At 35.9% G+C, this 25,042-nt stretch carries 17 protein-coding genes; 9 read left to right on the top strand and 8 right to left on the bottom strand.

Going from position 1 to position 25,042, the window contains the following annotated elements:
* The first annotated feature begins 710 nt into the window (after positions 1–710).
* Together uvrC and pgsA are read left to right on the top strand one after the other, a co-directional pair.
* Positions 711–2,747 carry an excinuclease ABC subunit UvrC gene (uvrC, locus tag WCP78_RS03255; protein ID WP_336279056.1) on the top strand — a complete coding sequence of 679 codons (2,037 nt, stop codon included), beginning with the start codon at positions 711–713 and terminating at the stop codon, positions 2,745–2,747.
* Positions 2,748–2,821: 74 nt separating this feature from the next.
* Positions 2,822–3,403 (top strand): CDP-diacylglycerol--glycerol-3-phosphate 3-phosphatidyltransferase, encoded by a 582-nt coding sequence (gene pgsA / locus WCP78_RS03250; protein ID WP_336279055.1) that lies wholly within the window; start codon positions 2,822–2,824, stop codon positions 3,401–3,403.
* Between the two features lie 97 nt (positions 3,404–3,500).
* Here the strand turns inward: pgsA and ndk are convergent, their stop codons facing one another.
* The 3 genes from ndk to WCP78_RS03235 all read right to left on the bottom strand — a co-directional run bounded on the left by ndk (position 3,501) and on the right by WCP78_RS03235 (position 9,331).
* The gene (ndk, locus tag WCP78_RS03245) at positions 3,501–3,923 is read right to left on the bottom strand and encodes a nucleoside-diphosphate kinase (RefSeq protein ID WP_336279054.1); all 423 of its coding nucleotides are present in this window, start codon (positions 3,921–3,923) and stop codon (positions 3,501–3,503) included.
* A 356-nt stretch (positions 3,924–4,279) separates the two neighbouring features.
* Positions 4,280–6,970, bottom strand: a complete 2,691-nt coding sequence (gene bafA, locus WCP78_RS03240; RefSeq protein ID WP_336279053.1) for a BafA family autotransporter — start codon at positions 6,968–6,970, stop codon at positions 4,280–4,282.
* 399 nt (positions 6,971–7,369) lie between these two features.
* Positions 7,370–9,331 (bottom strand): autotransporter outer membrane beta-barrel domain-containing protein, encoded by a 1,962-nt coding sequence (locus tag WCP78_RS03235; RefSeq protein WP_336279052.1) that lies wholly within the window; start codon positions 9,329–9,331, stop codon positions 7,370–7,372.
* Positions 9,332–11,618: 2,287 nt separating this feature from the next.
* On the opposite strand from WCP78_RS03235, the gene WCP78_RS03230 reads away from it, so the two are divergent.
* Entirely contained in the window at positions 11,619–12,908 is a 1,290-nt protein-coding gene (locus tag WCP78_RS03230; RefSeq protein WP_336279051.1) for an MFS transporter, read from the top strand.
* 4 nt (positions 12,909–12,912) lie between these two features.
* Here WCP78_RS03230 and WCP78_RS03225 read toward each other — a convergent pair whose 3' ends face one another.
* The gene (locus WCP78_RS03225) at positions 12,913–13,182 is read right to left on the bottom strand and encodes a hypothetical protein (RefSeq protein ID WP_336279050.1); all 270 of its coding nucleotides are present in this window, start codon (positions 13,180–13,182) and stop codon (positions 12,913–12,915) included.
* A 169-nt stretch (positions 13,183–13,351) separates the two neighbouring features.
* Positions 13,352–13,798, bottom strand: a complete 447-nt coding sequence (locus tag WCP78_RS03220; RefSeq protein ID WP_336279049.1) for a DNA polymerase III subunit chi — start codon at positions 13,796–13,798, stop codon at positions 13,352–13,354.
* A 384-nt stretch (positions 13,799–14,182) separates the two neighbouring features.
* On the opposite strand from WCP78_RS03220, the gene lptF reads away from it, so the two are divergent.
* From lptF to rsmA, 6 genes are all read left to right on the top strand, one after another.
* Entirely contained in the window at positions 14,183–15,373 is a 1,191-nt protein-coding gene (gene lptF, locus WCP78_RS03215) for an LPS export ABC transporter permease LptF (RefSeq protein ID WP_336279048.1), read from the top strand.
* Positions 15,370–16,461 carry an LPS export ABC transporter permease LptG gene (lptG, locus tag WCP78_RS03210; protein WP_336279047.1) on the top strand — a complete coding sequence of 364 codons (1,092 nt, stop codon included), beginning with the start codon at positions 15,370–15,372 and terminating at the stop codon, positions 16,459–16,461. Before lptF ends, lptG begins: the two co-directional genes overlap by 4 nt.
* On the top strand, positions 16,462–18,810 hold the full coding sequence (locus tag WCP78_RS03205; RefSeq protein WP_336279046.1) for an LPS-assembly protein LptD: 2,349 nt from the start codon (positions 16,462–16,464) through the stop codon (positions 18,808–18,810). It abuts the gene before it with no gap.
* A 104-nt stretch (positions 18,811–18,914) separates the two neighbouring features.
* Positions 18,915–19,868: a SurA N-terminal domain-containing protein gene (locus tag WCP78_RS03200; RefSeq protein WP_336279045.1), complete on the top strand. Its 954-nt coding sequence runs from the start codon at positions 18,915–18,917 to the stop codon at positions 19,866–19,868.
* Positions 19,868–20,884 (top strand): 4-hydroxythreonine-4-phosphate dehydrogenase PdxA, encoded by a 1,017-nt coding sequence (gene pdxA, locus WCP78_RS03195; protein WP_336279044.1) that lies wholly within the window; start codon positions 19,868–19,870, stop codon positions 20,882–20,884. Before WCP78_RS03200 ends, pdxA begins: the two co-directional genes overlap by 1 nt.
* Positions 20,875–21,705: a 16S rRNA (adenine(1518)-N(6)/adenine(1519)-N(6))-dimethyltransferase RsmA gene (gene rsmA, locus WCP78_RS03190; protein WP_336279043.1), complete on the top strand. Its 831-nt coding sequence runs from the start codon at positions 20,875–20,877 to the stop codon at positions 21,703–21,705. Before pdxA ends, rsmA begins: the two co-directional genes overlap by 10 nt.
* Before the next feature lie 36 nt (positions 21,706–21,741).
* On the opposite strand, the gene gmk is transcribed toward rsmA, so the two are convergent.
* The 3 genes from gmk to fabF all read right to left on the bottom strand — a co-directional run bounded on the left by gmk (position 21,742) and on the right by fabF (position 24,955).
* Positions 21,742–22,407 (bottom strand): guanylate kinase, encoded by a 666-nt coding sequence (gene gmk / locus WCP78_RS03185; RefSeq protein WP_336279042.1) that lies wholly within the window; start codon positions 22,405–22,407, stop codon positions 21,742–21,744.
* A gap of 77 nt (positions 22,408–22,484) precedes the next feature.
* Positions 22,485–23,516 carry an endolytic transglycosylase MltG gene (gene mltG, locus WCP78_RS03180; protein WP_442895297.1) on the bottom strand — a complete coding sequence of 344 codons (1,032 nt, stop codon included), beginning with the start codon at positions 23,514–23,516 and terminating at the stop codon, positions 22,485–22,487.
* 173 nt (positions 23,517–23,689) lie between these two features.
* Positions 23,690–24,955 (bottom strand): beta-ketoacyl-ACP synthase II, encoded by a 1,266-nt coding sequence (gene fabF / locus WCP78_RS03175; RefSeq protein ID WP_336279041.1) that lies wholly within the window; start codon positions 24,953–24,955, stop codon positions 23,690–23,692.
* Positions 24,956–25,042: the final 87 nt, after the last annotated feature.

Here is a 25,042-nt window from a genome sequence, read left to right as displayed (position 1 = left end):
TTGGCTTTTTAGATATAGTGAACTCATCATCCCTTACAGATAAAAAATTTGCATATTTTAAGTTAGTTAAAGAAGCTTTCTCAGCTTCTTTTCAAAGACATGCAATGAAGAAAAAATAACAATTAGCGCACACATGTAAGTGATAAAAAAGTAAATATTTTTTAGTTACTTTATGAAATATTTCAGAAGCTCATCCTACTAATTTAATTTAGAAAAATTGTTAAAGGTTCTATTTATATGACTAATTAAATCACATTGTAATTGCAATAACTTGCATAACCTAGCCACAATATACAAAGATAAAAACTACTTTGATAAAGAGTTTTTAAACTTCATAGGAAATATTCCGCAGACTAGTCTAAGAATTGTACACTGTGGTAAAAACTAAACGATAAAAAACACCTATAACTGCCTACATTATATGAAATTACTTAAAGGTTTTTAGAAGAAACTCCAACTTTAGGCGTAAAAACCTCTCCCACAAAAAAGATGGATTTTAAGTTTATGCAAAAGAAAGCAGTAAATAATGTTTAACTATCACAAATTTATTATTCTAATCAATTAATATAATAGGCAAAGTCAGTGGCTTCACAAAATTCTTCTTTAGAGTGATCTTCACCTTTTTATAAAAAAGTGATCCTCCAAAATCATGATATCTCGTGTCATAATGCGTTATGATAAAAGGTATAGACGTAAAATAACAGTATCCAATGGAAAAAAATATTTCATATGACCAACACAAAATGTTTCTGAATCAGTTAAATGATTCTGAAAACAGTATAGGCTCCCCTAAAAATGAAAGAGAAAATCTACCTTTTCTCTCTAATATTATATGGGACAATGCCAACCAAGGAAAAAATGAAAACCAGCTCAATGGATCAAAATTGATACAAGAATTTGTGAAACACCTTCCTCATAAACCAGGTGTTTATCGCATGTTTGATGAGAATGGTGATGTTCTATACGTTGGCAAAGCACGTAATATAAAAAAACGCGTTTCAAACTATGCCCGTGAACAGGGACACAGTAACCGTATTGCCAGCATGATTCGTGCAACATATCATATGGAATTTGTCATCACCCACACAGAAACAGAAGCGTTACTTTTAGAAGCTAATCTCATTAAAAGGTTAAATCCACGTTTTAATGTGTTAATGCGTGATGATAAAAGCTTTCCTTATATCGTTATTACCGATGATCATCGATCACCCGCACTTTACAAACACCGCGGTGCCCGAACACGAAAAGCACATTATTTTGGTCCTTTTGCTTCTTCAAGTGCTGTGACACAAACAATCAATGTTTTACAACGCGCCTTTTTATTACGCACCTGTACTGACTCAGTTCTTGAAAATCGTACACGCCCCTGTTTGCTTTATCAAATCAAGCGATGTTCTGCACCCTGTACAAATAAAATTAAGGACAGAGACTATATGGAGCTAGTTAAAAATGCAAAAGCGTTTCTCTCAGGGAAAAGCCAATCAATCAAAAACGATATGGTAAAAGCTATGAATAAAGCTGCAGAAAATCTTGATTTTGAACAAGCTGCTGCCTATCGTGACCGTTTATCAGCTCTATCTCACGTACAGAGCCACCAAGATATTAATCCTCAAACAGTAGAAGAAGCAGATGTATTTGCAATTGTACAACGAGAGGGAATCACCTGTATTCAAGTATTCTTTTTTCGTATGAAGCAAAACTGGGGAAACCGAGCCTATTTTCCTAAGGCGGATTCATCCTTTTCCAGTGCTGAAATTCTAGCAAGTTTTCTTGCTCAATTCTACGATAATAAGCCTATTCCAAAACTTATCCTTTTATCTGAATCAATTGAGGAAAAAACACTTCTTACAGAAGCATTCAGCCTAAAAGCAAATCGTAAAATATTCCTATCTTTACCAAAACAAGGAGAGCGCAAAGCTCTTGTTAATCATGCCTATACCAATGCTTATGAAGCGCTTGGACGCAAGCTTGCTGAAACAGCTACACAGACAAAACTGCTTAAAAGCATTGCTGAACTATTCAAATTACCTCATACTCCATATCGAATAGAAGTCTATGATAATTCCCACATTATGGGAACAAATGCAGTAGGTGCAATGATTGTTGTAGGTCAAACGGGATTTATAAAAAGTCAATATCGCAAATTTAACATTCGCTCAACTGATATCACGCCTGGAGATGATTTTGGTATGATGAAAGAAGTCATTAAACGAAGATTTTCACGCCTTATAAAAGAGCATGGACGGCCTAATAAAAGCAACGACATAAAAAATAAAGGTGATGATTCTTTTCCTATTTGGCCTGATCTGATGTTAATCGATGGTGGTGAAGGACAAATAAACAGTGTTCACACGGTATTATCTGGATTAGGACTAGACGATTTCATCAAAATCGTTGGGATCGCCAAAGGTGCCGACCGTGGAGCAGGACGTGAACGTTTTTTTATAAAAGGTCAACCATCCTTTACACTTCCTCCGCGTGACCCTACCCTTTATTTCTTACAGCGTCTGCGCGATGAAGCTCACCGTTTTGCAATTGGAACTCACAGAGTAAAACGAAAAAAAGAAGCATTCAACAATCCGCTTAATGAAATCAAAAATATTGGCCCAACAAGAAAGCGAGCACTCCTTCATCATTTTGGAAGTGCCAAAGCTGTTGCTGGGGCTTCCGTCGAAGATTTAACAAAAGTTACAGGAATTTCTTCCGCGATTGCACAAAAAATTTACAACCATTTTAATGAAAAATAGGACTTGTTTCATAATCTTTGCCTTGTTACGTTTATAAAATAAATTGTCTTTCACAAAGAACTGAAAATAGCTCTATGAAAAATCATACTTTTTCTTTTCCTAATATTCTGACTTATGCTCGGATTGTTGCAGTTCCAATGGTTGTTGCGTGCTTTTTTTTAGAAGGACGGCTACAATCAAGCGATATCACACGTTGGGTTGCTGTTTCCATTTTTGTGATTGCATCCATTACTGATTTTTTTGACGGATATCTTGCCCGTATTTGGGAACAAACATCCAATATCGGTCGCATGTTAGATCCAATTGCAGATAAACTTCTCGTATCTGCTTGCTTACTACTGCTTGCCGCAGACAGCACTATTGCTGGGTGGACACTGTGGGCAGCCATTATTATTCTTTGCCGAGAAATTCTTGTGTCAGGATTACGTGAATATTTAGCTGAATTAAAAGTAAGTGTTCCTGTCTCTCGTCTTGCAAAATGGAAAACTTTTGTACAAATGGTAGCTATTATCTTTCTTTTAGCAGGACCAGCTGGCAACAAAATTATCCCTTACACAATAGAGTTTGGGATCACTATGTTGTGGATTGCAGCTCTTCTCACATTATGGACAGGATGGGATTATTTTCGTGCAGGATTAAAACATGTTATCACATAAAAGAATGATCTCCACGCACTTTTAAAGCATTTTATAACTTTTTTAAAAAATCCCGAAACACACTGCTCGGGATTTTCTGCTTTTTATTCTATTTCTGTCAACCAACAATTTCCATCTCGGAAAACCAGAAAGCAATTTCTATTTTTGCAGTTTCAGAACTATCTGAACCATGAACAGAATTTTCGCCAATCGACAAAGCGTGTATTTTACGAATTGTCCCTTCCTTTGCATTCATAGGATTTGTATCACCCATCACTTCACGGTTTTTTGCTATTGCATTTTCACCTTCTAAAACTTGCACAATAGTTGGACCAGAAGACATAAACTCAACCAATTCGCTAAAAAATGGACGTTCTTTATGAACAGCATAAAATTTTTCAGCTTCGCGTTGGTTCATCCATACACGCTTAGAAGCTACAACACGTAACCCTGTATCCTCGAGCATTTTGGTAATTGCTCCTGTCAAATTACGACGTGTTGCATCCGGTTTAATCATTGAAAAAGTACGTTCTACAGCCATTTGATCACCTTTATTTATAATAATCTGGCCGTTCTATAGCGAGCAGGCAACCTCTTGCCAAGTAATTAGAACAAAAAATCCGCACTAATTTTAAAAAGTATAGAAATTATAGAGAAAATCTCAATCAGAATCACCAATCCAACACTATGATTATTGGCCTATCGTAGTCAGATCAATACACCTTCTGCAAAACAATATTACATCCTTTATCTTATCCCAAAGTTTTAAAACAAAAAATGTAGTATAAATAAACTCTCCCCGTACAAACAGAACTTACCTCCCCAAAATGCTTTCCAAATACTGTGAGCTTAAGCCCCCTAATCAATTACACATTAAGCTTTAACAAAAAACAAGCATTAAAAACTATAGCGTACGCCCAAAATACCTTGAAGTGACTGTTTAATTTTATGACCTTTTGCATAATTAGCTTCCACATAAAACGATAATTTATCATTTATAAAGCTACTTAAACCAATTCCTAATTTGCCCGCATTTCCAGATAAGTCTGTGATAAATTTATGCTCTTTATTGATCGTCGTGTGATTTTTATCTATATTCTCACGTAACCACGCTCCCGTAATATAAGCCATTGATGGAGTATTTGAACCCGATCCAAATTCATACCCTATAGATAACCCAACCTCACTACGCAACGAAGTCGATCGACCCATATTACCTATCATTCTATTAGAAAGCTTTATTTCCTTCCCATCAACTTGCAGCCAAGTTAATTGAGCATAAGGCTGCATCCAACTGCTCTCTGCCATCTTAAAGCGATAACCCGTTTCAAAGGATGTACCCACTGCCCACTGATTATAATCACCTTTAATAGCCGAACCATTCGTTGAAACAGCCTGAAGATTATTTTGATAATAATTATATTTTATAACACCATCTAAATACCATCCACTGTGATCAAAATACGTTACATAAGTCCCTATACTATAACTTTTTATACCACTTGTACCACCTCGTGCATGAGCAACACGTGCCTGATCATAACTACCAAAACCACCAATATAAAGCTCTCCACTTATCAGTTCACTTAAACCATTAATACCTAACACGACTCCCGTCTGCTCAAGCTTGAAATCTGTATGAGCTGTCGCAATATGTTCTTTATGCTTGATCGCTTGTGTCCACAAAGCAGAATTTTTCTTACTTCCGCTTAAAACTCCTCTCCCAGCACGAACAGCTTGTAGCTCATTACCAAAAATAAGACCAGGATTCACAGACATAGATAACACCGCATCCGTAGAGGGAGTTGTTAAAAAGCCAGACCCCTGAATCTCCTGCTTTGCTTGTGAAAGACGTTGATCCTGATCATCTGAACGCTTCACAACTTGATCAAATAAAGATGTAGGAACTGGTGGCCGTTTTGAATTTGAAGACTGAGAGCGACTATCCACACCCGATGCTTCATGAACTTGATCTCTCAGAGGTAAAATAATAGGAGGAACAGGAGGTATCTGCTCCAAATCAGGATATTTATAACCACCGTTTATATGTGACGCTTCATCAGTCTGACCTTCCGAAGAAAGAGAAATCATAGAAACAGAAGGATGCTGATCTTCTTTTAAATGCCGTGGAGGACGCTTCTTCTGTGTTGACGTGTTACCGTATGCACCACTGTTGTTATTTTTTTCCTGAGAACGAGAAGGTGATTTTCTACGAGATCCCTCACTCTTACCTGCACCAGAAAGAACAGTAGGAAGACTTCTCTCTCCTGTACTCACACGCCGAGAACGACTATCCAAAGAATCCGACCCATGGCTTTTTAAACCCAAATACCAAATCGTATAACGGCTACTACCACCTCCTCCGTTTTTAATCTCTTCCTCTCTACTATATAAACCATACATAAAAGTCCCACCATCAATAGCTGTAGTTTTTTGACCAAAAGAATTCGCTAAAGAAAATTGAGCTCTTCCATTTCTGCTTCTATCAGTAATTAAAACAAGAGGATGCTGGATATCTGTGATTTCAGAACCAGAATCTGTAACACTTATTTTGTGATCACCACTCCCATTACCTATCAATAAATAATTCCTGTGTTGATGACTTCCTTTAATGACATCTAAATTAAAATGCAGACTACCTGAAAGGTTCTCAATACGAAGCGGAAAATGGCGCTTATCATATTGAACAGAAGGAAAACTAACATCTCCTTGACCATCTAAGTTTTCAATCAAAAACCAAGGAGCATTCTTGCCACTCCGCACACCAACAAAAAATAAGTTTTCATCACTCCGGCCATTTATGGAAAGTTTGCCTTTTGTAATGCGATTTGTGTCATCTCCGGCATACAAATATAAATGCCCACCACTCTCAACCTTGACCTTCCCATGTGATAAATTTGCTCCCAGATATATCCAAGAGCTTGCACCGTTGCCAATTGTAAGACCATTGACTATCCCACCAGGATACACAACCTGAATAGAACCATCACCTTGCAAAGTAGTATCCTCAGCTTTTCCTCCGTCTAAAACGTTTTGCCTACCACCTACAATCTTAGTACCCGATGCAAAACCACCCTCTTTTTGACTTCCCTTATAAAGATTTTGTTCTCCTCCCTTCTTAACTTCTGTAGACCAAGACTGCCCACCATCATACACATTTTGCTGTCCCCTCGTCTCATCCGTCCCCAAGATTTTAGTATTATAAGCAGAGCTTTTCCTCCCAGTACTGATACCTAAATCCATATCACCCGTTTCCTCAAAAACAAATTGCCAACCGCCATTGATAGTAGCGTTTATGGAAGACCCTCCGCGCGTAATCACCTGCATACCTCCTTCCTCAACAGCAGTTCCCGTTGAGCTCCCTTCAACAATCTCAGCAGCACCGTTCAAAATCTTCACATTCTGACTTACCGGCTTACTGATCAATGCTGATCCCTTCTCCACCGTGACTCCGTTCATCATTCCGACATTATTCGATATATTTTTTAATCCCTCATTCCAATTTTTGCTTTCATCAGCGCCCGCAACTTGCACTAAACAACTGCTGACCATTAATATTGAAAAACCTAATTTGCATTCACACCGCATAATCCACACTCCATGTTAATAAAGATAAGAAGCCTGCAACTCTACAGGTGACTGCAATTAGTTTCTGTTATAATGTGTTTTATTTATGTCGTATAAAATACATTTGTATCTTAATGTATTTTATTCTGCAACATCATAATCTCTAATTATCCGGTATAAATGTGTGCATGAATAGCTTAATATGCGATGAAAACTTAATAAAAATGCAAATTATGTCCTCTACCCAAAACATAATTTGCAAAAATTTAAAATAGTAAAAAAAATTAGATTGTCTTTAAAGAATGAGAGCATAAAATTATTTTCGATATCTATGCGCTCTCAAGAAATATAGCCTAAATATTTTCAGCTTTAGCTCATAAAAATAATTATACTTTCAGATCACTCAGAAAGTGAAACATATTAAAAACTATAGCGTATGCCTAAAATCCCCTGAAGAGATTGTTTAATTTTATGTCCTTTTAAATAATGAGCTTCCGTATGAAGTGTTAACTTATCATTTATGAAACTATTCAAACCAATTCCTAATTCCCCCGCATTTCCAGATAAATCAGTGATAAATTGATTCTCTTTATTAATAATCGTATAATTATTATTCATATTTTCACGCAAAAAAGCTGCAGTAATATAAGCCGTTAACGGAATACCTGTACCAACAATAAACTCATGCCCCGCAAATAATCCAACTTCACTACGAAGTGAAGTAAATGGGTTTATATCACCTATCATTCCATTGGAAAGATTGATTTTTTTACCTTCAACCTGTAACCCAGTCATCTTAATATAAGGCTGCATCCAACTGTCTTGAGAAGCCTTGAAGCGATAACCTGTTTCAAAGGATGTACCCACTGCCCACTGACCATAGTTTCCTTGAATAGCTGAGCCATTTGTCGAAATGGCCTGAAGATCATTTTGATAATGATTATATTTTAAAACACCATCTAGATACCATCCGTGATCATCAAAATAAGTTGCGTAAGCTCCAATACTATAAGTATTTAAATTGCTCAAACCACCCCGTGCATGTGCAACACGAGCTTGATCATAACTGCCGAAACCACCAATATACAAGTCTCCATGCATTAATTCATTTAATTTATCAGCTCCTAACATTACACCTGTTTGTTCAAGCTTAAAGTTTGTATGACCTGTAGCAACGTTTTCTTTGCTCATAATTGCAGATGTCCACAAAGCAGTATCTGTTCTGCTTTTATCCAGAAATCCTCTACCATTACTACCGCCACCCATAGTAGTATCTATTCTGCTTTTATTCAGAAGCCCTCTACCGGCACGAACAGTTTGCAGCTCATTATTGAAAATAGCTCCGGGAGATACTGCTGTAGAAAGTACTGCATCAGTTGAAGGAGTTGTTAACAAACTATTAGAAGAGGAAACTGCTTGATTAGGAATAAAAGGTTTTGGCTGATTGACATAGTCCGCAGACAAAAACCAAGTTTTTCCATTGTCATCCTCTCTATTTTTAAAACTATACATATAGGTTCCACCATCGATTGCATTAATTTCTGCACCCGAAAAATCTGTTAAAATAAAATGAGCGCCCCCACTTTGATCAGTAATTAAATCACGCTTTTTTGAAACAGGATCTGTAATTTCAACTCCAGAATCAGAAACGCTCACTGTGTGGTTACCTTCCCCATTTTGAATAAAGAGATAATCACCACGATCATGAGCAATAGTAGTATTGAACTTGAAATGTAAATTCCCTGAAAGGTTATTAACATAAAGCTGAGAGTAATAAGGATCAGATCCATTAAATGAAAAAATAACACTGCCTTTACCACTTAATTTCTTAATCAGAGAACGTTTCCCATCAGATTCACTGGTAACAGAGTACAGTTTTGTATCTTTTCCCTTTAAAATGACTTCTTCTGCTGTAGTATGATTCAGCTCACTTCCAGCATCAAGATAAAGCTCTCCCGACCTGTTTATCATTGTCGTGCTTTTTAATACAGCACCAGAACGTACTAATAATTTTTCTTTATCATTAACCATCAGATTTTGTATTTGACCATAAATCACAGCATCAGGGGAAATGCTACTTTTGGCCTCTTCTCCAATATTAATATCTTTTAAAATATGCTGTTCATCACCATAAATTTTGGCTCTATCTGCTGTTCCTCCATCACGAACAGTTTGCTTCCAATCTTTTTTGACTACAGCATTTTTTGAAAAATCTTGTTTTCCTTTTTGTGCCTGAATAATTTTAGTTCCATCATTTTCAATTTTTCTATTTCCACTGAAGCCTTTTGCATCACCATAAATTACCGCATTATTCTTAACCGTGTTATCGCTGTATTTTTCTGCATTCTCTGTCTTACCATTACCCGCAACCGCGGACTGCATAAAACAGCTGCTGAGCATGATAGCCCAACAATTTAATTTCCATTTATGTTGCATGGCTATATTTTTTCCCCTTCATATTTAGGCTAAAGCGTCATTAGCTTTGCAAAATGCACCTTAAATCTAAAATTTTAAAAATTAATTCTAATAAATTGTTAAAATTGAAAAAATAAATTTTACATTATACCAAATTTCTCGTTTTTTAATAAAAACAACACTTACATTGCTTTTATTAACATTCCCCAAAAATTTTAAATCAAATGAAAAGGGGAAAAAAGCTGATGGTTGTTTTAACTTGAGAACTGAGAACGACTGCCCAAACCGAATACCTCTCTCAGCTTGATCCTTCCAGAGATAAGATAATAGGCAAACAGGAAGTTCCTGCTTCAGATCAAAATATCTATGATCATCACTAAAAGATTTATCCCTCTATTCTCTTCAGAAGAAGAAATAAAAGTAGAATCCAGCAGATTTAAATACCGTGATAATCATCTCTTGAGTTTTTATTTTAGAGCTATCATTATTCTGTACGTCATTTATTCTACGATTTTTGTCCTAAAAATGAAGAGACTTTCTACAAAACTCTTACCTTCTCTTACTTACACAGAGATAAAACAGGAATCTTTCCTATATCCACGCACCTAAAACAAGCATTAAAAACTTCAAACCAGTCTTTTTACCAAATGTCAGATTGTAGAATTACCATTAAGATTATGCCTTTATTTCTTTTGCAAATTCTACGAGTACCAACATCGACAACTACGATTTGTGGTTCTAAGAGAATTGCCAAAGTAAATGCAATTCTTCACTTTTATCAATAATTAAATCGTGATTTATTCTAATAAACAGAATTGTCAATCTCATTACTCAATTCTGTTACAGCACTGTATCGGTACCGAAGCTATCCTGGATAAAGAAATATTTTTTTGCAAGACTAGCATTAAAACCAAAACGTATATTTCTTGAAAGATCGCTAACATAAATTTAAGGATAGTACTATCAAGAATCATCCTATAAAAATAAACTCACCCACACCGCCAGTTTCTCAATCTTATACATTTTGTCATCACACTAACAGAAATAAAATATAGTGAATAATCCCTCTATTTAAATCATTGTTTTTACTATAATTTGATAATTCTTTTTCTCCCGCGTAAAGATAGGGATAACTCCAATCATAAATTTTCACGTTTTTTTCTAATATAGGATCAGTAAAATTGATAAATCAATTTTATATTCAGTCATTAAATTTTTTGCATAAAATCTGTATATTACATTATTTGCCTTTTTCCTGTAATGATATCATAGTTTATCGCCAGAAAATTTAGTACTTTATGACAAAATACTATTTTTGATAATAAAAACATTAGATCTAAAACCATATCTCGTAAGATTTTGTAGCTCTCCGCTCATAATCTTCACCCGCCAATTCTACCATCATAAAAAACGCGGCTATTTTATCATAAGTTATCGCATTATAGGTACAAGCCATTCTCCTTAAGACAAACAGTTTACCATCTCCATAAATTTTATCATTTTTTTCTCATTCATATTTAATATTTTGCAATTCATATACGTAATAAAGGCACCAGTTAAAATAGTTTCATCCTTGAGAATCTCAACTTTATTACTCTCGGTATGAGATTTTTTTATTTCTCTTAGCTATTATATTAATAATGTTGATAACTTTTCTGATAAGCTATCTTTATCTCATACCTACAGCCTATACAAAAAATTACTGGTCGTTAATATTATAAAATCAATGTTAAATACGTATTGTATTATTTTGTTTCATATTCTAAAGAGAGTTTCGTATATTCGCATACTTAAAATTTTAAAGTTGCATATATAAAAATAATGTATATTGCGTGTGTACTTTAAAACTTAAATACAACTAGTGGTGGAAAAATTTCAAAAAAAACTAAAAAGTGTTTTAATTACACTCGTAAAATTCTAGACATTTTAGAGATACAAAAATCTACGAAACTAAGATTAATCTTTAACAGATAAAAATAGTGTCGTGTACTAAAGAAGGAAAAAACATTAGATTAAAGGAGTTATTGCACCGTCTATAAGAATATATTTTATTTTTCATTATATTAAATACAGCGTCTTTATTGCACTCAAATCAGGCAGTCTATAGCACAATTATCCGCGCTTAGTACATTGTAAATTGCTTTAATGCGCTGGAACCATGATAACATTGACTCGACACTCATATGAAGTTTTTATAGTTAGGATGTCGGTTTTGTAATTTGATTTGTTATACATTTAAAGGGACATTATATTCATGTCTACAAACTTAGAAAGACAAGACACAAACAAGAGAAATTCTCCTTATCGAATTTTGTTTGCAAGCCTTATTGGCACAACAATCGAATATTTTGATTTTTATGTTTTTGGAACCGCCGCAGCTATTATATTTCCCTATTTATTTTTTCCAGCTGAACGTGATGAATTAGCCATTTTACAATCTTTCCTTATTTTCGGAACAGCTTTTTTTTCGCGCCCATTTGGATCAATTCTTTTTGGACATTTTGGAGATAAAATTGGAAGAAAAGCAACCCTTATAGCCGCTCTTCTCACGATGGGTCTATCAACAGCTGTAATTGGTATTCTTCCTACTTATGAAACAGCTGGTTGGTGGGCACCTATCCTTTTAACGGTATGTCGTATTGGACAAGGAATAGGATTAGGAGGCGAATGGGGTGGAGCTGTTCTTCTTGCAACAGAAAATGCTCCGCCAGAAAAACGCGGCTGGTATGCGATGTTTCCTCAATTAGGCGTTCCAATCGGTTTGTTTTTATCTGTTATAGTGTATTTAGGTCTTATGTACTTCCTTGATAAGGATGAACTTTTAGCATGGGGATGGCGCATTCCATTTATTTTTTCAATCATTTTAATGATTGTAGGGTTATGGGTTCGTCTTTCAATCAATGAAACAGCAGAATTTAAAAAAGCTGTTATACGTCAAGAACGTGTTAACTTACCTGTAATAGACGTCTTTTTTAAATGTTCACGAATCTTATTTCTTGGCACATTTGCAGGCATGACAACATTCGTTTTATTTTATTTGGTCACCGCATATTTGCTAAGCTATTCAACGCACCATTTAAAATTGCCGTTTGAGGAAGCTCTTAAAGTAGAAGGAATTGGTGCTATTTTTTGCGGAATTTTTACCATCATAACTGGGAAATTTTCTGATCTTATTAAGCGAAGAACTTTGATGATTTGGGTTACAATAATTACTGGTATCTACTCTTTCGCAATTCCTTATTTCTTAAATTCTGGAATTTTGGGAGTTTTTGCAATGTCTGCCATTGGTCTATCGATCATGGGTATGATATATAGTCCTTTAGGTGCTGTTTTGGCTTCACCATATCCAACGTCAGTTCGGTACACCGGTTCCTCTATAACCTTTAATTTAGCTGGCATCTTAGGTGCATCTCTTGCACCCTATATCGCAGAATACCTGGTACAACATTTTGATACCTCTTATATCGGTTATTATTTGCTTCTTTCTTCTTTTATTTCACTAATTTGCTTCATTGGATTTACAGATGATGAAATATCCAACTAAGCAACTAAAAGTATGCAATGAAGAAAAATAAAATAAATGCTGGCGGCAGAAATGCTGCCAGTTTCATTTTCAAAGACATAGGTTGAGGTACACTCCACCACAATATTCCGGAAAATAGCGCGCTGAGAACAAAAAATAACGTATCCGCAATGTTGCTAATATATGCAACAGAGAAGATTTGTGATAGAATATGCGTTGTACCCAACCACGAAACGCATAAAAAGGCTAATATCACAGCCCATGAAATAAGCAAAATTCGATCAATGATTATCATTATTCTACTCAAACGTTTTGATTATAGATCACACATTGTTTCTTCCAAAGATAAAATACTAAAAAGACTCTATCACTTTCCAGACACTCTTCAGATTTTTCTCGATAAAGGCGGTGTCAACTTCATCGTTTCTATTTAATAAAAATTAAAATAATAGATGTGATGTACATCAAATTTGCTTTTTCCAACAGCGATCTTCAGTCTGCTGCCAATAAGTTAAATTATAATTTTCCATTTTATATTTTTTCCATTGCATACGAGCCAAGTTCAACTGCTCATCATTTCGGCCATCAAATATCACCACAAGCCGTTGATAAACATTGATATCAGAACAAATTGCCCCTTCTACTAAAAAGCGTATCTTTGAAACATTAGGATTGTCCTGTGTTGTAGTAATGAATACGGGCTGCAAATCTGGATATTGATCACACTCAGTCCCATGCCCGATGAATGCATCATCAGCATAGATCCATAAACGAACATCTATAGCATCACGTTGCTCTTTACTTACACACTGTATTGTTGCCCTACCAAAACATGCCAATGCACGTTCTACAAGTTTTGGTAAAATATCTTCCAACGTTGATTGCATCATATGATAAAAAAGAATATCCACCCTCTTCACCCTTATCAATCTTTATAAATTAGCCAACATCCTAAACAAGATTCTATATCCCCAATATAAAAAATTGTTACAATAGATGATTCCTTCTTTTCTAATTATTGATATGTATCACATTTCATGTGCATAAAGATGGAACAATCACTATTTTCAAGTTAATAACAGAGCTCTTTCCGAGCTTTTCTGTGAACTACACTTGAAAATACAATAATATCTGGCAAAATGAATTACAATCGGTTGGTTGTCTTCCATTACTTTTTGGCACAAACGTGCACCGTATATAAAAGCAATTTTAATTTGTTGTATTTTTAAACCAAAGAGTTAACCTAAGACGTTTTTAGAGTATTAGTTTTTAAGATTGAGGATGTTACCTAATCTATGCGTATTATTGAGTTATACATCCTGAAACGTATTTTTATTTTGTTTAGTGCCGTAATGATTGTAGCAATTGCTATTAGTTGGACTATACAAATTCTCGCACGCATTGATTTTCTTACAACAAGCAGACAGACATTCCTAACAGTTTTGCACTTTTCATTTTCATTGGTTCCTTCTGTTATTTTTCTTGTTATCCCATTTGCATTGGTGATTGCGATCACAACCATCCTTTCAACAATGAATCAAGATTCAGAGCTTGCTATCATTAGTGCCTCTGGTCTTCCTAAAAGTACCATTTGGAAACCAATTCTTCTTCTTGCTATTATTGCATCGTGCACATCCTTTTTTATAGCAAATTTTGTTGCTCCTCAAGCACGTCTTAATATGCGACAAATGCTAGCGAACGCTAACTCTGACCTCATTAATATTTTTATTCGTGAAGGAAGCTTTCACAAATTAACAAATAACCTTTACATAGAAATTGGTGAACGAAATCCAAATGGAACCATTGAACGTCTCTTCATTGTTGACCAACGCGATCCCAATATTCATACCTTTTATTATGCAACAAAAGCATCCATTGTTAATAATAAAAGCGGTAGTTTTTTACTCCTTAATAATGGTGAAATAGAGAGAGTTAATTACCACAATGATAGTGCTTCAATTATTCAATTTAGCTCTTATACATTTAGCCTAAGTGAATTTATCCCCAATGATAAAACAGCTACTATTTATCCTAAAGATAGACCTCTTTCTTATTTGCTACATCCTGACCCAATGGATTCCTACTATCAGCGCAAACCACTCCAATATAGAGCCGAGTTCCACCGCAGACTTACGGAATGGCTTTATCCAATTGTTTTTGCATTAATTGCAATAGCAGCAGCAGGAGACACAAGTTCATATCGACAAGCGCGTATATCTGCAAATTTTTCTGCGATTGCTTTTTCTTTACTAGTTTATTGGGTAGGGTATTTTTTTTCTGAAAAAACAAAAAGTGATCTAGCGTATGTCCCTCTTCTTTATATGACTCCAATAGGGGTGAGTGCGATAATTTTTTTCATGCTCTTAACAAATCGCAGAATTGATATCTTCACAACACTTAATGAAATTATTCAAAACATTTTTCAGAAAATGCTGAAAAAATTTAAACAACGTAAATCTCAATATCCACCGAGTGATCTATCATGATTGGATTGACGCTTGGGCGATACTTTTTTATACGTTATTTAAAGGTGACTTGTTATTTTTTCTTAGGTACTTTTATTCTTGCTTTTCTAATAGATTTTACAGAAAATTCCGGTCGATTAGCCTATCTTCCCTACTATACGGCAAAAAATGCGCTTTTTATCTCACTTTTGCGAACTCCTTTTATCATGCAAAAAATTGTCCCCTTTATTGCGCTATTTTCAGCAATGGCAACATTGATCTCATTTAATAGGAAATTTGAACTTGTTGTGACCCGTTCAATTGGTATTTCTGCATGGCAATTTCTTATGCCGTTTTGCTTTGGTGCTTTCCTTTTTGGATTATTTTCTATTGTTCTTATTAATCCGCTTGCCGCATGGGGATCTTCTCAAGTAGAAAAAATGATGGCTCAGTTACGCAGTAATAGTACATTAACATCTCGTCATAACCCTCGCATCCCGTGGTTAACGCAACGTACAAATTTAGGCAGAACAACTATTGGTGCTAGATCTATCGCAGATCAAGGGCTTTCTCTTATCGATGCAACCTTTGTACAATACAACGATAATGCAACTATCAAAAATTGGATTAATACCAGAAAAGCAACCCTAACAAACGGTGCTTGGCTATTAACCAACGGAACAATCTATAAAACAGGTCATGCTCCTAAAAAATTTGATAAATTGCAAATAAAAACAAATCTTAAACCAGAATTCTTAACTGAATATTTAGTGGATCCCGCAACGATCCCATTTTACCAATTGCCAACTAAAATTATGATTGCACGCTCATTTGGCTATTCTGCTAATAGCTTTGATATGTATTTACAATCTTTGATTGCATTACCAGCATTGCTTGTAGCAATGACTCTCATCGCAGCGACTGTATCCCTAAATTTTACGCGCTTTGGACAATCTAAGCTATTGATTCTTGGTGGAGTAATAGCAGGATTTATACTTTATGTCATTTCTGTACTTGTTCAAGCTTTTGGTAATGCTGGATACATTCCACCGATCATAGCTGCCTGGTCACCAGTTTTTATTGCATTATTCTTGGGAATCTCCTTTTTACTTCATAAAGAGGATGGCTAAATGAGATTACCAATAAATAAGAGAATCACAAAGAAACTGAGCACTTTAACTTTTAAGAATTTTATTGGCTTTATATTGCTAAATGTTTTCTTGTCCTGCTATGCATTCGCACACAACCCTACTCCTCTTAATCAAAGCTTAATTAAAAACCCTATAAGCCCCTTCTTACTCGCTGCAGATGAACTTATCTACAATCGCGATACCAATATTATCTCCGCACAGGGAAATGTTCAAATCGAATATGACGGCAATAAAGTTGTCGCCAAAAAGGTCACTTATAACCAAAAAACAGGCCGTATCATAGCGCAGGGAGATGTTGAAATTATCCAAAAAAATGGAAATAAGATCTATTCTAACCAGATTGATATGACTAAAGATTTTGGTGAAGGATTCGTAAGTTCTTTGCGCATTGATACAGCCAGCAATATTCATTTTGCAGCAGAAAGCGCTAGACGTAATAATAGCCAAATAACAATCTTCGATAATGCTAGCTATACAGCGTGTGAACCTTGTTCATATAAAACAGATAAAGAAATCTTGTGGAAAATTAAAGCAAGAAAAATTATATGGAATGGTGCTGTCAAAAAAATCCGATTTGAAAATAGTCGTTTTGAAGTTTTCGGTACACCAATTATAAAACTTCCTACTTTTGAGATCTATGATCCGACTGTGAAGCGGGCTAGTGGTGTTCTCATTCCTCATTTTTTTTATACTGACTATCTCGGCATAGGCATAAAAAATTCTTATTTTTGGAATTTAACTCCTCATTATGATTTTACGCTTTCCTCGACAGTCTATACCCAACAAGGGCTTTTAACTGAGGGTGAATGGCGTCAACGTTTAGAAACAGGCAATTACAATATTCGTTTCGCGCATATATATCAAATCAGACCTCATAATTTTGACAATAACGCGATCGATGCACAATATAAAAACCGTTATATGCTAGCAACAAAGGGTGATTTTCGCATTAATTCACGATGGACTTATGGATGGAATATTCTGACACAGTCCGATCGAGATTTTAGTCGGACATATAAACTTGAAAACTATAATAACCCTACGCAACTTTCTCAGCTTTATTTAAATGGTCTTGCAGGTAAAAACTACTTTGATATGCGATTTTATCACTTTAAGATTCAAGATATGTTAAACAATACCTACAATGAACGTAGCTCTCAACAAGCGCGGGTTTTTCCCCGCATAAACTATTCTTTTATCCCAAACGATTCGGTTTATACTGGATTGCTTAGCTTTCATAGCAATATGCAATCAATTTACCGTCGGCATACGGATCCCAGCTCTATTGACTGGAACAATCATCCGATTCAAGCTGCTCGACTATCTGGTATAGCTAGAAATAATTTTCGTTTAACAAGTGAACTCGAATGGAAAAAGCGATTCAATACCCACAGTGGATTAATATTAACCCCTATTTTAGCTTTACGTACTGATATTATTACAACAAATGCACACGAAAACCATGCTAATCATACCATAAACAGTTCTTCATCAACTATTCGCGGCATGGCAACTGCAGGTTTAGAATTAAGATATCCCTTCCTTATTACATCTAGCAGCTCTACGCATATAGTTGAACCAATAGTACAAATTTTTATACGCAACAATGAACAAAATATTGGGCAAGTTCCAAATGAAGATGCACAAAGCTTTATATTTGACGCAACTACTCTATTTCAACGCGATAAATTTTCTGGTTATGATCGTGTAGAAGGAGGAACAAGAACCAATATAGGTCTGAGATATTCCGGAAACTTAAACCATGATTGGTCTCTTAATGGCCTCATTGGACAATCCTTTCATCTTGCAGGAAAAAATTCTTTCTCAAGAAAAAACTTTATTAATGTAGGGATTCATTCTGGTCTTGAAGCAACACGTTCAGATTATGTTGCAATGCTTGGTGCAAACCATAAGAGTGGCCTTTCTCTGGAGTTTCGTGGACGATTCGACCACAAAACAGGAAAAATCCGCCGTAGTGAAATTGAAGCGTCGCAAAAATGGAAAAATTTTTGGGCATCTGCACAATATGCTTATATTCCAGGCCAACATAATTATGAATATTCACAAAATCGCCAAGAAATTTCTTTTCAAACCGGTATTAAATTGGCAAACTATTGGTCTATAGGTAGCAATGCTGGTTACGACTTGGTCTCCGGTAATTTTATTAAAAGGGGAATAAACTTAAATTATGCAAATGAATGTTTCGATTTGACATTAGGCTATCAGCAAGTAATCAATCCAGGAAAAACAACGCCTTTGCAAAATTTTAATTTTTCTCTTTCATTACGTACTATTGCAGATATTGGAAAAAAGATACCAAATTTATAAAAAGAGGATATATAGAGAATTTAACTTATCATTGTTTTTATACAAAAAAACATATATCTTAAGGAACCAATAAGAATTGATAAGCACTGCGAAAGTTTACTCACATGAACAAATTTAAAAAAGGCGTTCTTGCTTTATTTTATGTCGCCACTTTTAGCATAAGTGGTTTAATGGTGAATAATTTTATCTTGCCGGTTTCTGCGCAGGTCACAGTCGTTGCTACTGTTAATGGCAGTCCTATCACAAATTACGACATTCAAAGACGTGTTGCTTTTCTAAAATTGCAACAAAAGCAAGGTAATCTCACTATACAAGCTAAAGATGAGCTTGTTAATGAAGTGCTTAAAAGTAACGAGGTAAAGCGCCGTAATATTGAGGTTAGCAATAACGAAGTTGATAATGCTTTTGAGAATTTTGCAATGCAAAATAATATGACCATTGATCAACTCAGTCAGATTCTGATTCAAAATGATATCACAGTGCAGCACTTTAAAAATTACATTCGTGGACAAATAGGATGGGGACGTCTTATTAATGCTCGTTACCAAGCTGAAACTGGTATGATTAGTGAACAAGAGGCTGTGCGTAGAATATTAAAAAATGGTGGTGTAAAACCTTCAACAAATGAGTATACACTACAACAAATTATTTTTGTCATTCCTTCACATCGCCGCTCACAAATCTTTGAAAGACGTCAGAAAGAGGCAAATAATTTTCGCGCACATTTCCAAGGATGTGCTAATACCAAAAGACAAGCAAAAGGTATTTTAGATGTTACTATACGCAATTTAGGAAGATTTTTGGAGCCCCAACTTCCTACGGAATGGGAACAGGATATCCGAGCAACAGCTACTGGACAAATGACCAAACTACGCGAAACATCATACGGCATTGAAGCTCTTGCTATTTGTAAAATAAAAAGAGTTTCTGATGATCATGTTGCCCAATTAATATTTTCAATTCAAGATAATAAGAAAAAGGGTGTAAAAGAACTTGAAAACTTAAGCGAAAAATATTTGAAAGAATTGCAACGTGAAGCCCATATTCAAAGTTTATAATGGCTATACTTGTCGTTAGTAGTGGCGATCCTGCTGGTATTGGTCCTGAAATAGCTTTAAAAGCATGGAGCTTACGCTCTATGTACCAGGTTCCTCCTTTTGTTCTTTTAGCTGATCCAGATGTTATTCGCTCGCGTGCTCGCCTTTTACAGATTCATGTTGAACTCGAATTATCTGTTTTTATGGATAATGCTGTAAAAAATTTTCAAACAGCTCTTCCAATAATACCACTAAAAAATAGGCAAAGTCATCAATTAGGCATGTCTTCCCCGAACAATGCTGCTGGAATAATTGAAGCAATTGAACGTGGTGTTCAATTGGTTCAAAGTAATCATGCATGCGCGCTCGTTACTTGTCCTATTGCAAAAAAAAGCCTTTATGAAGCTGGATTTGAATTTCCAGGCCATACAGAATTTTTGGCTCATCTAGCTCATAAAACCTATGATAAATACTATCATCCAGTCATGATGTTATCTGGACCTCAATTGAAGACAGTTCCAATTACTGTTCATATTCCTTTTAATGAGGTTCCTTCACGTCTTACTAGTAACTTCATCATTCAGACTGCATTTATTATTGAAAATGATTTGAAAAAACGATTCAAAATTGCTTCACCACGACTAGCTGTTGCTGGTCTTAATCCCCATGCTGGAGAAAAAGGTGCTATAGGAAAAGAAGATATAGAAATTATTACTCCTGCTATTGAATATCTTAAAAATAAAGGGCTAAATATTGTAGGCCCACTGCCTTCTGATACAATGTTCCATGCATGTGCGAGAAAAGCATATGATGTTGCGCTTTGTATGTATCATGATCAAGCTCTTATCCCTGTTAAGACATTAGACTTTGATACTACTGTCAATGTCACTTTAGGATTGCCTTTCATTCGCACTTCTCCAGATCATGGAACTGCTTTTGATATTGCTGGTAAAGGTATAGCCTCTCCAAAAAGTTTCATTGCTGCTCTTAAACTTGCAAACCAACTTGCAGAAAATAGTTTGATACCATGCCAATAGATAACTTACCGCCTCTCCGTGAAATAATTAATGTATATGGATTGCGAGCGCATAAATCTTTGGGACAAAATTTTCTTTTTGATCTTAATTTAACCTCTAAAATTGCTCATCAAGCAGGAAATATAGAAGGAAAACACGTTATTGAGGTTGGGTCAGGACCTGGAGGACTTACACGTGCCTTGCTTGCAAAGGGTGCTATTGTAACGGCGATAGAACGAGATGAACGTTGTTTACCAGCCTTATTGGATATAGAAAAGCACTATCCGAAAAGACTAAAACTTATTTGCAACGATGCGTTAAAACAAGATTTTTCACAGCTTTTTAAAGCATATCCAGAAAAACCACATATTATTGCAAATCTTCCCTATAATATTGGAACACAACTTTTGTTAAATTGGCTTTTGGTTGAACCATGGCCTCCTTTTTATGAATCAATGACATTGATGTTTCAACGTGAAGTGGCAAAGCGTATTATCGCCACGCCTAAATCTCATCATTATGGGCGTCTTAGTGTATTAGCCGGTTGGCGCACTATTGCTAAAATTACTTTTGATGTACCTCCTCAAGCCTTCATACCAGCGCCTAAAGTAACTTCTTCTGTTGTTCATATCATTCCACGCACACACCCTCTTTCTTGCTCTACACAAAAATTAAGCTTTATAACAAAAATTGCTTTTGGACAAAGGCGAAAAATGCTGCGTCAAAATCTTAAAATTATCGGAGGTGAAATGCTTTTAAAAAAAGCTGGAATCGACGGAACACGCCGAGCCGAAACACTATCGATTTCTGAGTTTGTGACTTTAGCTAATTTAATGACTTAAAAAGTCGAAATCTCTTTTTTTTCAATAATAAATATATTAATCAATCTTTTCAGTAATAAGCCCATCAACGAAGGGTTTAAGGAAATAACACCGCTCACGCTTCATTGTTTCTGCTAAATAAATTGATTTAATAAGTGATACGGAGAGATTTAAATCTTCATTAACCACGACATAATCGTAAGAATTCCAATGCTGCATCTCCTTTCGAGCATTTTTTAATCGCAGATCAATGATATCTTGGCTATCTTCTGCCCGACGATGCAAACGAGAGGTGAGCTCTTTCATTGATGGTGGAAGAATAAAAACAGATACAGTATCCCTCGGCATCTTATTTTGAAGCTGCTCAGCCCCTTGATAATCTATGTCAAATAACATATCTCGGCCGGCAGCTAAAGCATTTTCAACGCTTTCACGTAAAGTTCCATAATAATTTCCGTGGACTTCTGCCCATTCAATAAACTCATCTCCATTACGCCTACGTTCAAATTCTTTTTTTGAAACAAAGTGATAATGAAGACCATCCACTTCACTAGGACGTCTTTGTCGTGTCGTCATACTCACAGAAAGCTCTAATTGCCCATTTTTCAGAAGTAATCGAGAAAGAGTTGATTTACCAGCTCCTGAAGGTGAAGAGAGAATAAATAAAAAACCACGACGTCGCTCTGTTTTTTTTACATTCAACCCACTCTCAAAGAATGTCATAACACCACTCTACTCTTCTAAAATTCTCTCTAAAACTATACATCCTAACTTTACTCATCAATTTTCTTTATCAAAATTTAATGTGCTCGCTTAAATGCACGCCATTTACGAACATTCGTATTATGTTCCTCCAAAGTTTTAGAAAAAACATGACCTCCTAAACCATTAGCTACAAAGTAAAGTGCATCACTACTCGGTGAATGTGCCACTGCTTTTAAAGAATCTCGACCTGGATTAGCAATAGCTGTTGGTGGCAAACCATCAATTTTATAAGTATTATATGGTGTTTCCTTCTCAAGATCTGAGCGATAAATCGCACGACCTGAAGGCTTCCCTTTTCCACCAAAGAGACCATAAATTACTGTGGGATCGGATTGAAGACGCATATGTTTAGCCAGTCGATTATAAAATACTGCAGCAACCTGCGATCTTTCCGCTGCAATCCCCGTTTCTTTCTCAACAATCGACGCCAATATAACAAATTCATCAATGGATTTTATAGGCAAATCAGGAGAGCGAGTAGCCCATATTGCATTAATTAATTTTGTCTGTCCTTCACTCAATCTCTTTATAATTTCTTTACGCGTTGTACCCCTAATAAAACGTACAGTATCAGTCATTAAACTGCCTTCCGGTGGCAAAACTTCTGGAAGATCTCCAACCAACACTTTATTAGCAGCTAATCGATCAAAAACCTGCTGAACCGTCAAACCTTCTGGTACCGTAAATGTATGCTCAATAGACTTTCCTTTAACAAAAATATCCATAATATCCCGCATTGAAGCGTGTGCTGGAATTAAATATTCACCAGCTTTCAAATGCGTTGTTTTTTGATGGTAACCAACTCCATAAACAAAAATATCTGCTGATCCAATGAGTCCATGTTTTTCAAGAAGTGAAGCAATTTTACGAATTCCCATCCCAGGAGAGATAAGAACAACTTGTTCTTTTTTAGCTGTCCCCTCCCTTTCAAAGATACTTTTTCCAATATAAAGGGGAATACCTATGCCTAACATAACCACCACAATTAGCATCAGAAAAAAATGACTAAGAATGACTAGTGGATTGCGTACTATATATGAATTTTTTCTTTTCTTATGCGTCGACATATCATTATTATCCACCAAATACCCCGGAAAGGAATTATTTATGCCCTTTTATGGCTGCTTCATTTATATCGGATATAACCATCAACCTCAAAGACTTTCGGATACTATACTATAATTTTACCCAAACTATAAATAAAAAGAAAACTAAAAAGCAGAGAAAAAGACTTAAATAACTATTTTCCCTCAAAACGTCGAAACACCAAAGACGCATTCGTCCCTCCAAAACCAAAAGAATTGGAAAGAGTCGTATCAATTTTTCGTTCACGCGGTTTATGCGGAACAAGATCTATTTTTGTTTCAATAGATGGGTTATTTAGGTTAAGCGTTGCCGGAGCTATATTATCTCTTATAGCTAAAATACAAAAAATAGCCTCAGCCGCACCAGCAGCACCGAGTAAATGACCAATAGACGATTTTGTTGATGACATAGACACTTGTGATGCATATTGTCCAAAAATATGCTCAACAGCTGCCAACTCTATGGTATCAGCCATCGTTGAAGTACCGTGAGCATTAATGTAATCAATATCGCTTACATTTACTTGCGCGCGCTCAAGAGCCGCCATCATACTGCGCATTGCACCTTCACCGCTCTGTGGAGGAGCTGTAATATGGTAAGCATCGCCAGATAAACCATAGCCTATAACCTCAGCATAAATACGAGCCCCCCGTTTTTTTGCATGCTCAAGCTCCTCTAAAACAACAATCGCAGCTCCCTCCCCCATAACAAAACCATCACGATCAATATCATAAGGGCGAGATGCCTTCTCAGGATCATCATTACGACTCGTAGAAAGAGCTCGACAAGCAGAAAAACCAGCAAGGGATATTCGATTTATTGGAGATTCAGTGCCTCCTGCAACGATTACATCCGCATCACCAAACGCGATCAAACGTGCTGCATCACCAACTGCATGCGCACCCGTTGAACAAGCTGTCACAACCGAATGATTAGGACCGCGTAAACCATATTTAATAGAAACATAGCCGGAGGCAAGATTAATTAAACGCCCAGGAATAAAAAAAGGAGAAACACGCCGTGGACCCTTATCACGAAGCGTATAACCAGCCTCCACAATGCCTTCAATACCGCCAATCCCCGAACCAATTAATACACCTGTACGAATTTGATCCTCATCGCTCTTTGGATGCCATTCAGCGTCTGCAAGCGCTTGATCAGCAGCAGCCATCGCATAAACAATAAATGCATCAACTTTACGCTGTTCCTTTGGATCCATATGCAAATCAGCGTTATATGTACCATTTGTCCCATCCCCCAAGGGGATACGCGCTGCAATCTGACACGGTAAATCAGATACATCAAATTCACTAATACGCCGAACACCACTTCTTCCTTCAAGAAGCCGTTTCCAACTGTATTCAACATCACCAGCTAATGGAGATACCAACCCCAAACCAGTAACAACAACACGCTTCATACTTCCACCCCTGAATCGAGAGTATATACCTCTCAAAGCTATATTTTTAAAAACTCTAAAGAATACAAGCAAGAGTGTCTTATGATT

The organism is Bartonella occidentalis (assembly GCF_037070875.1).
Taxonomy (GTDB): domain Bacteria; phylum Pseudomonadota; class Alphaproteobacteria; order Rhizobiales; family Rhizobiaceae; genus Bartonella.
This window is presented reverse-complemented; position numbering and strand designations above follow the sequence as displayed.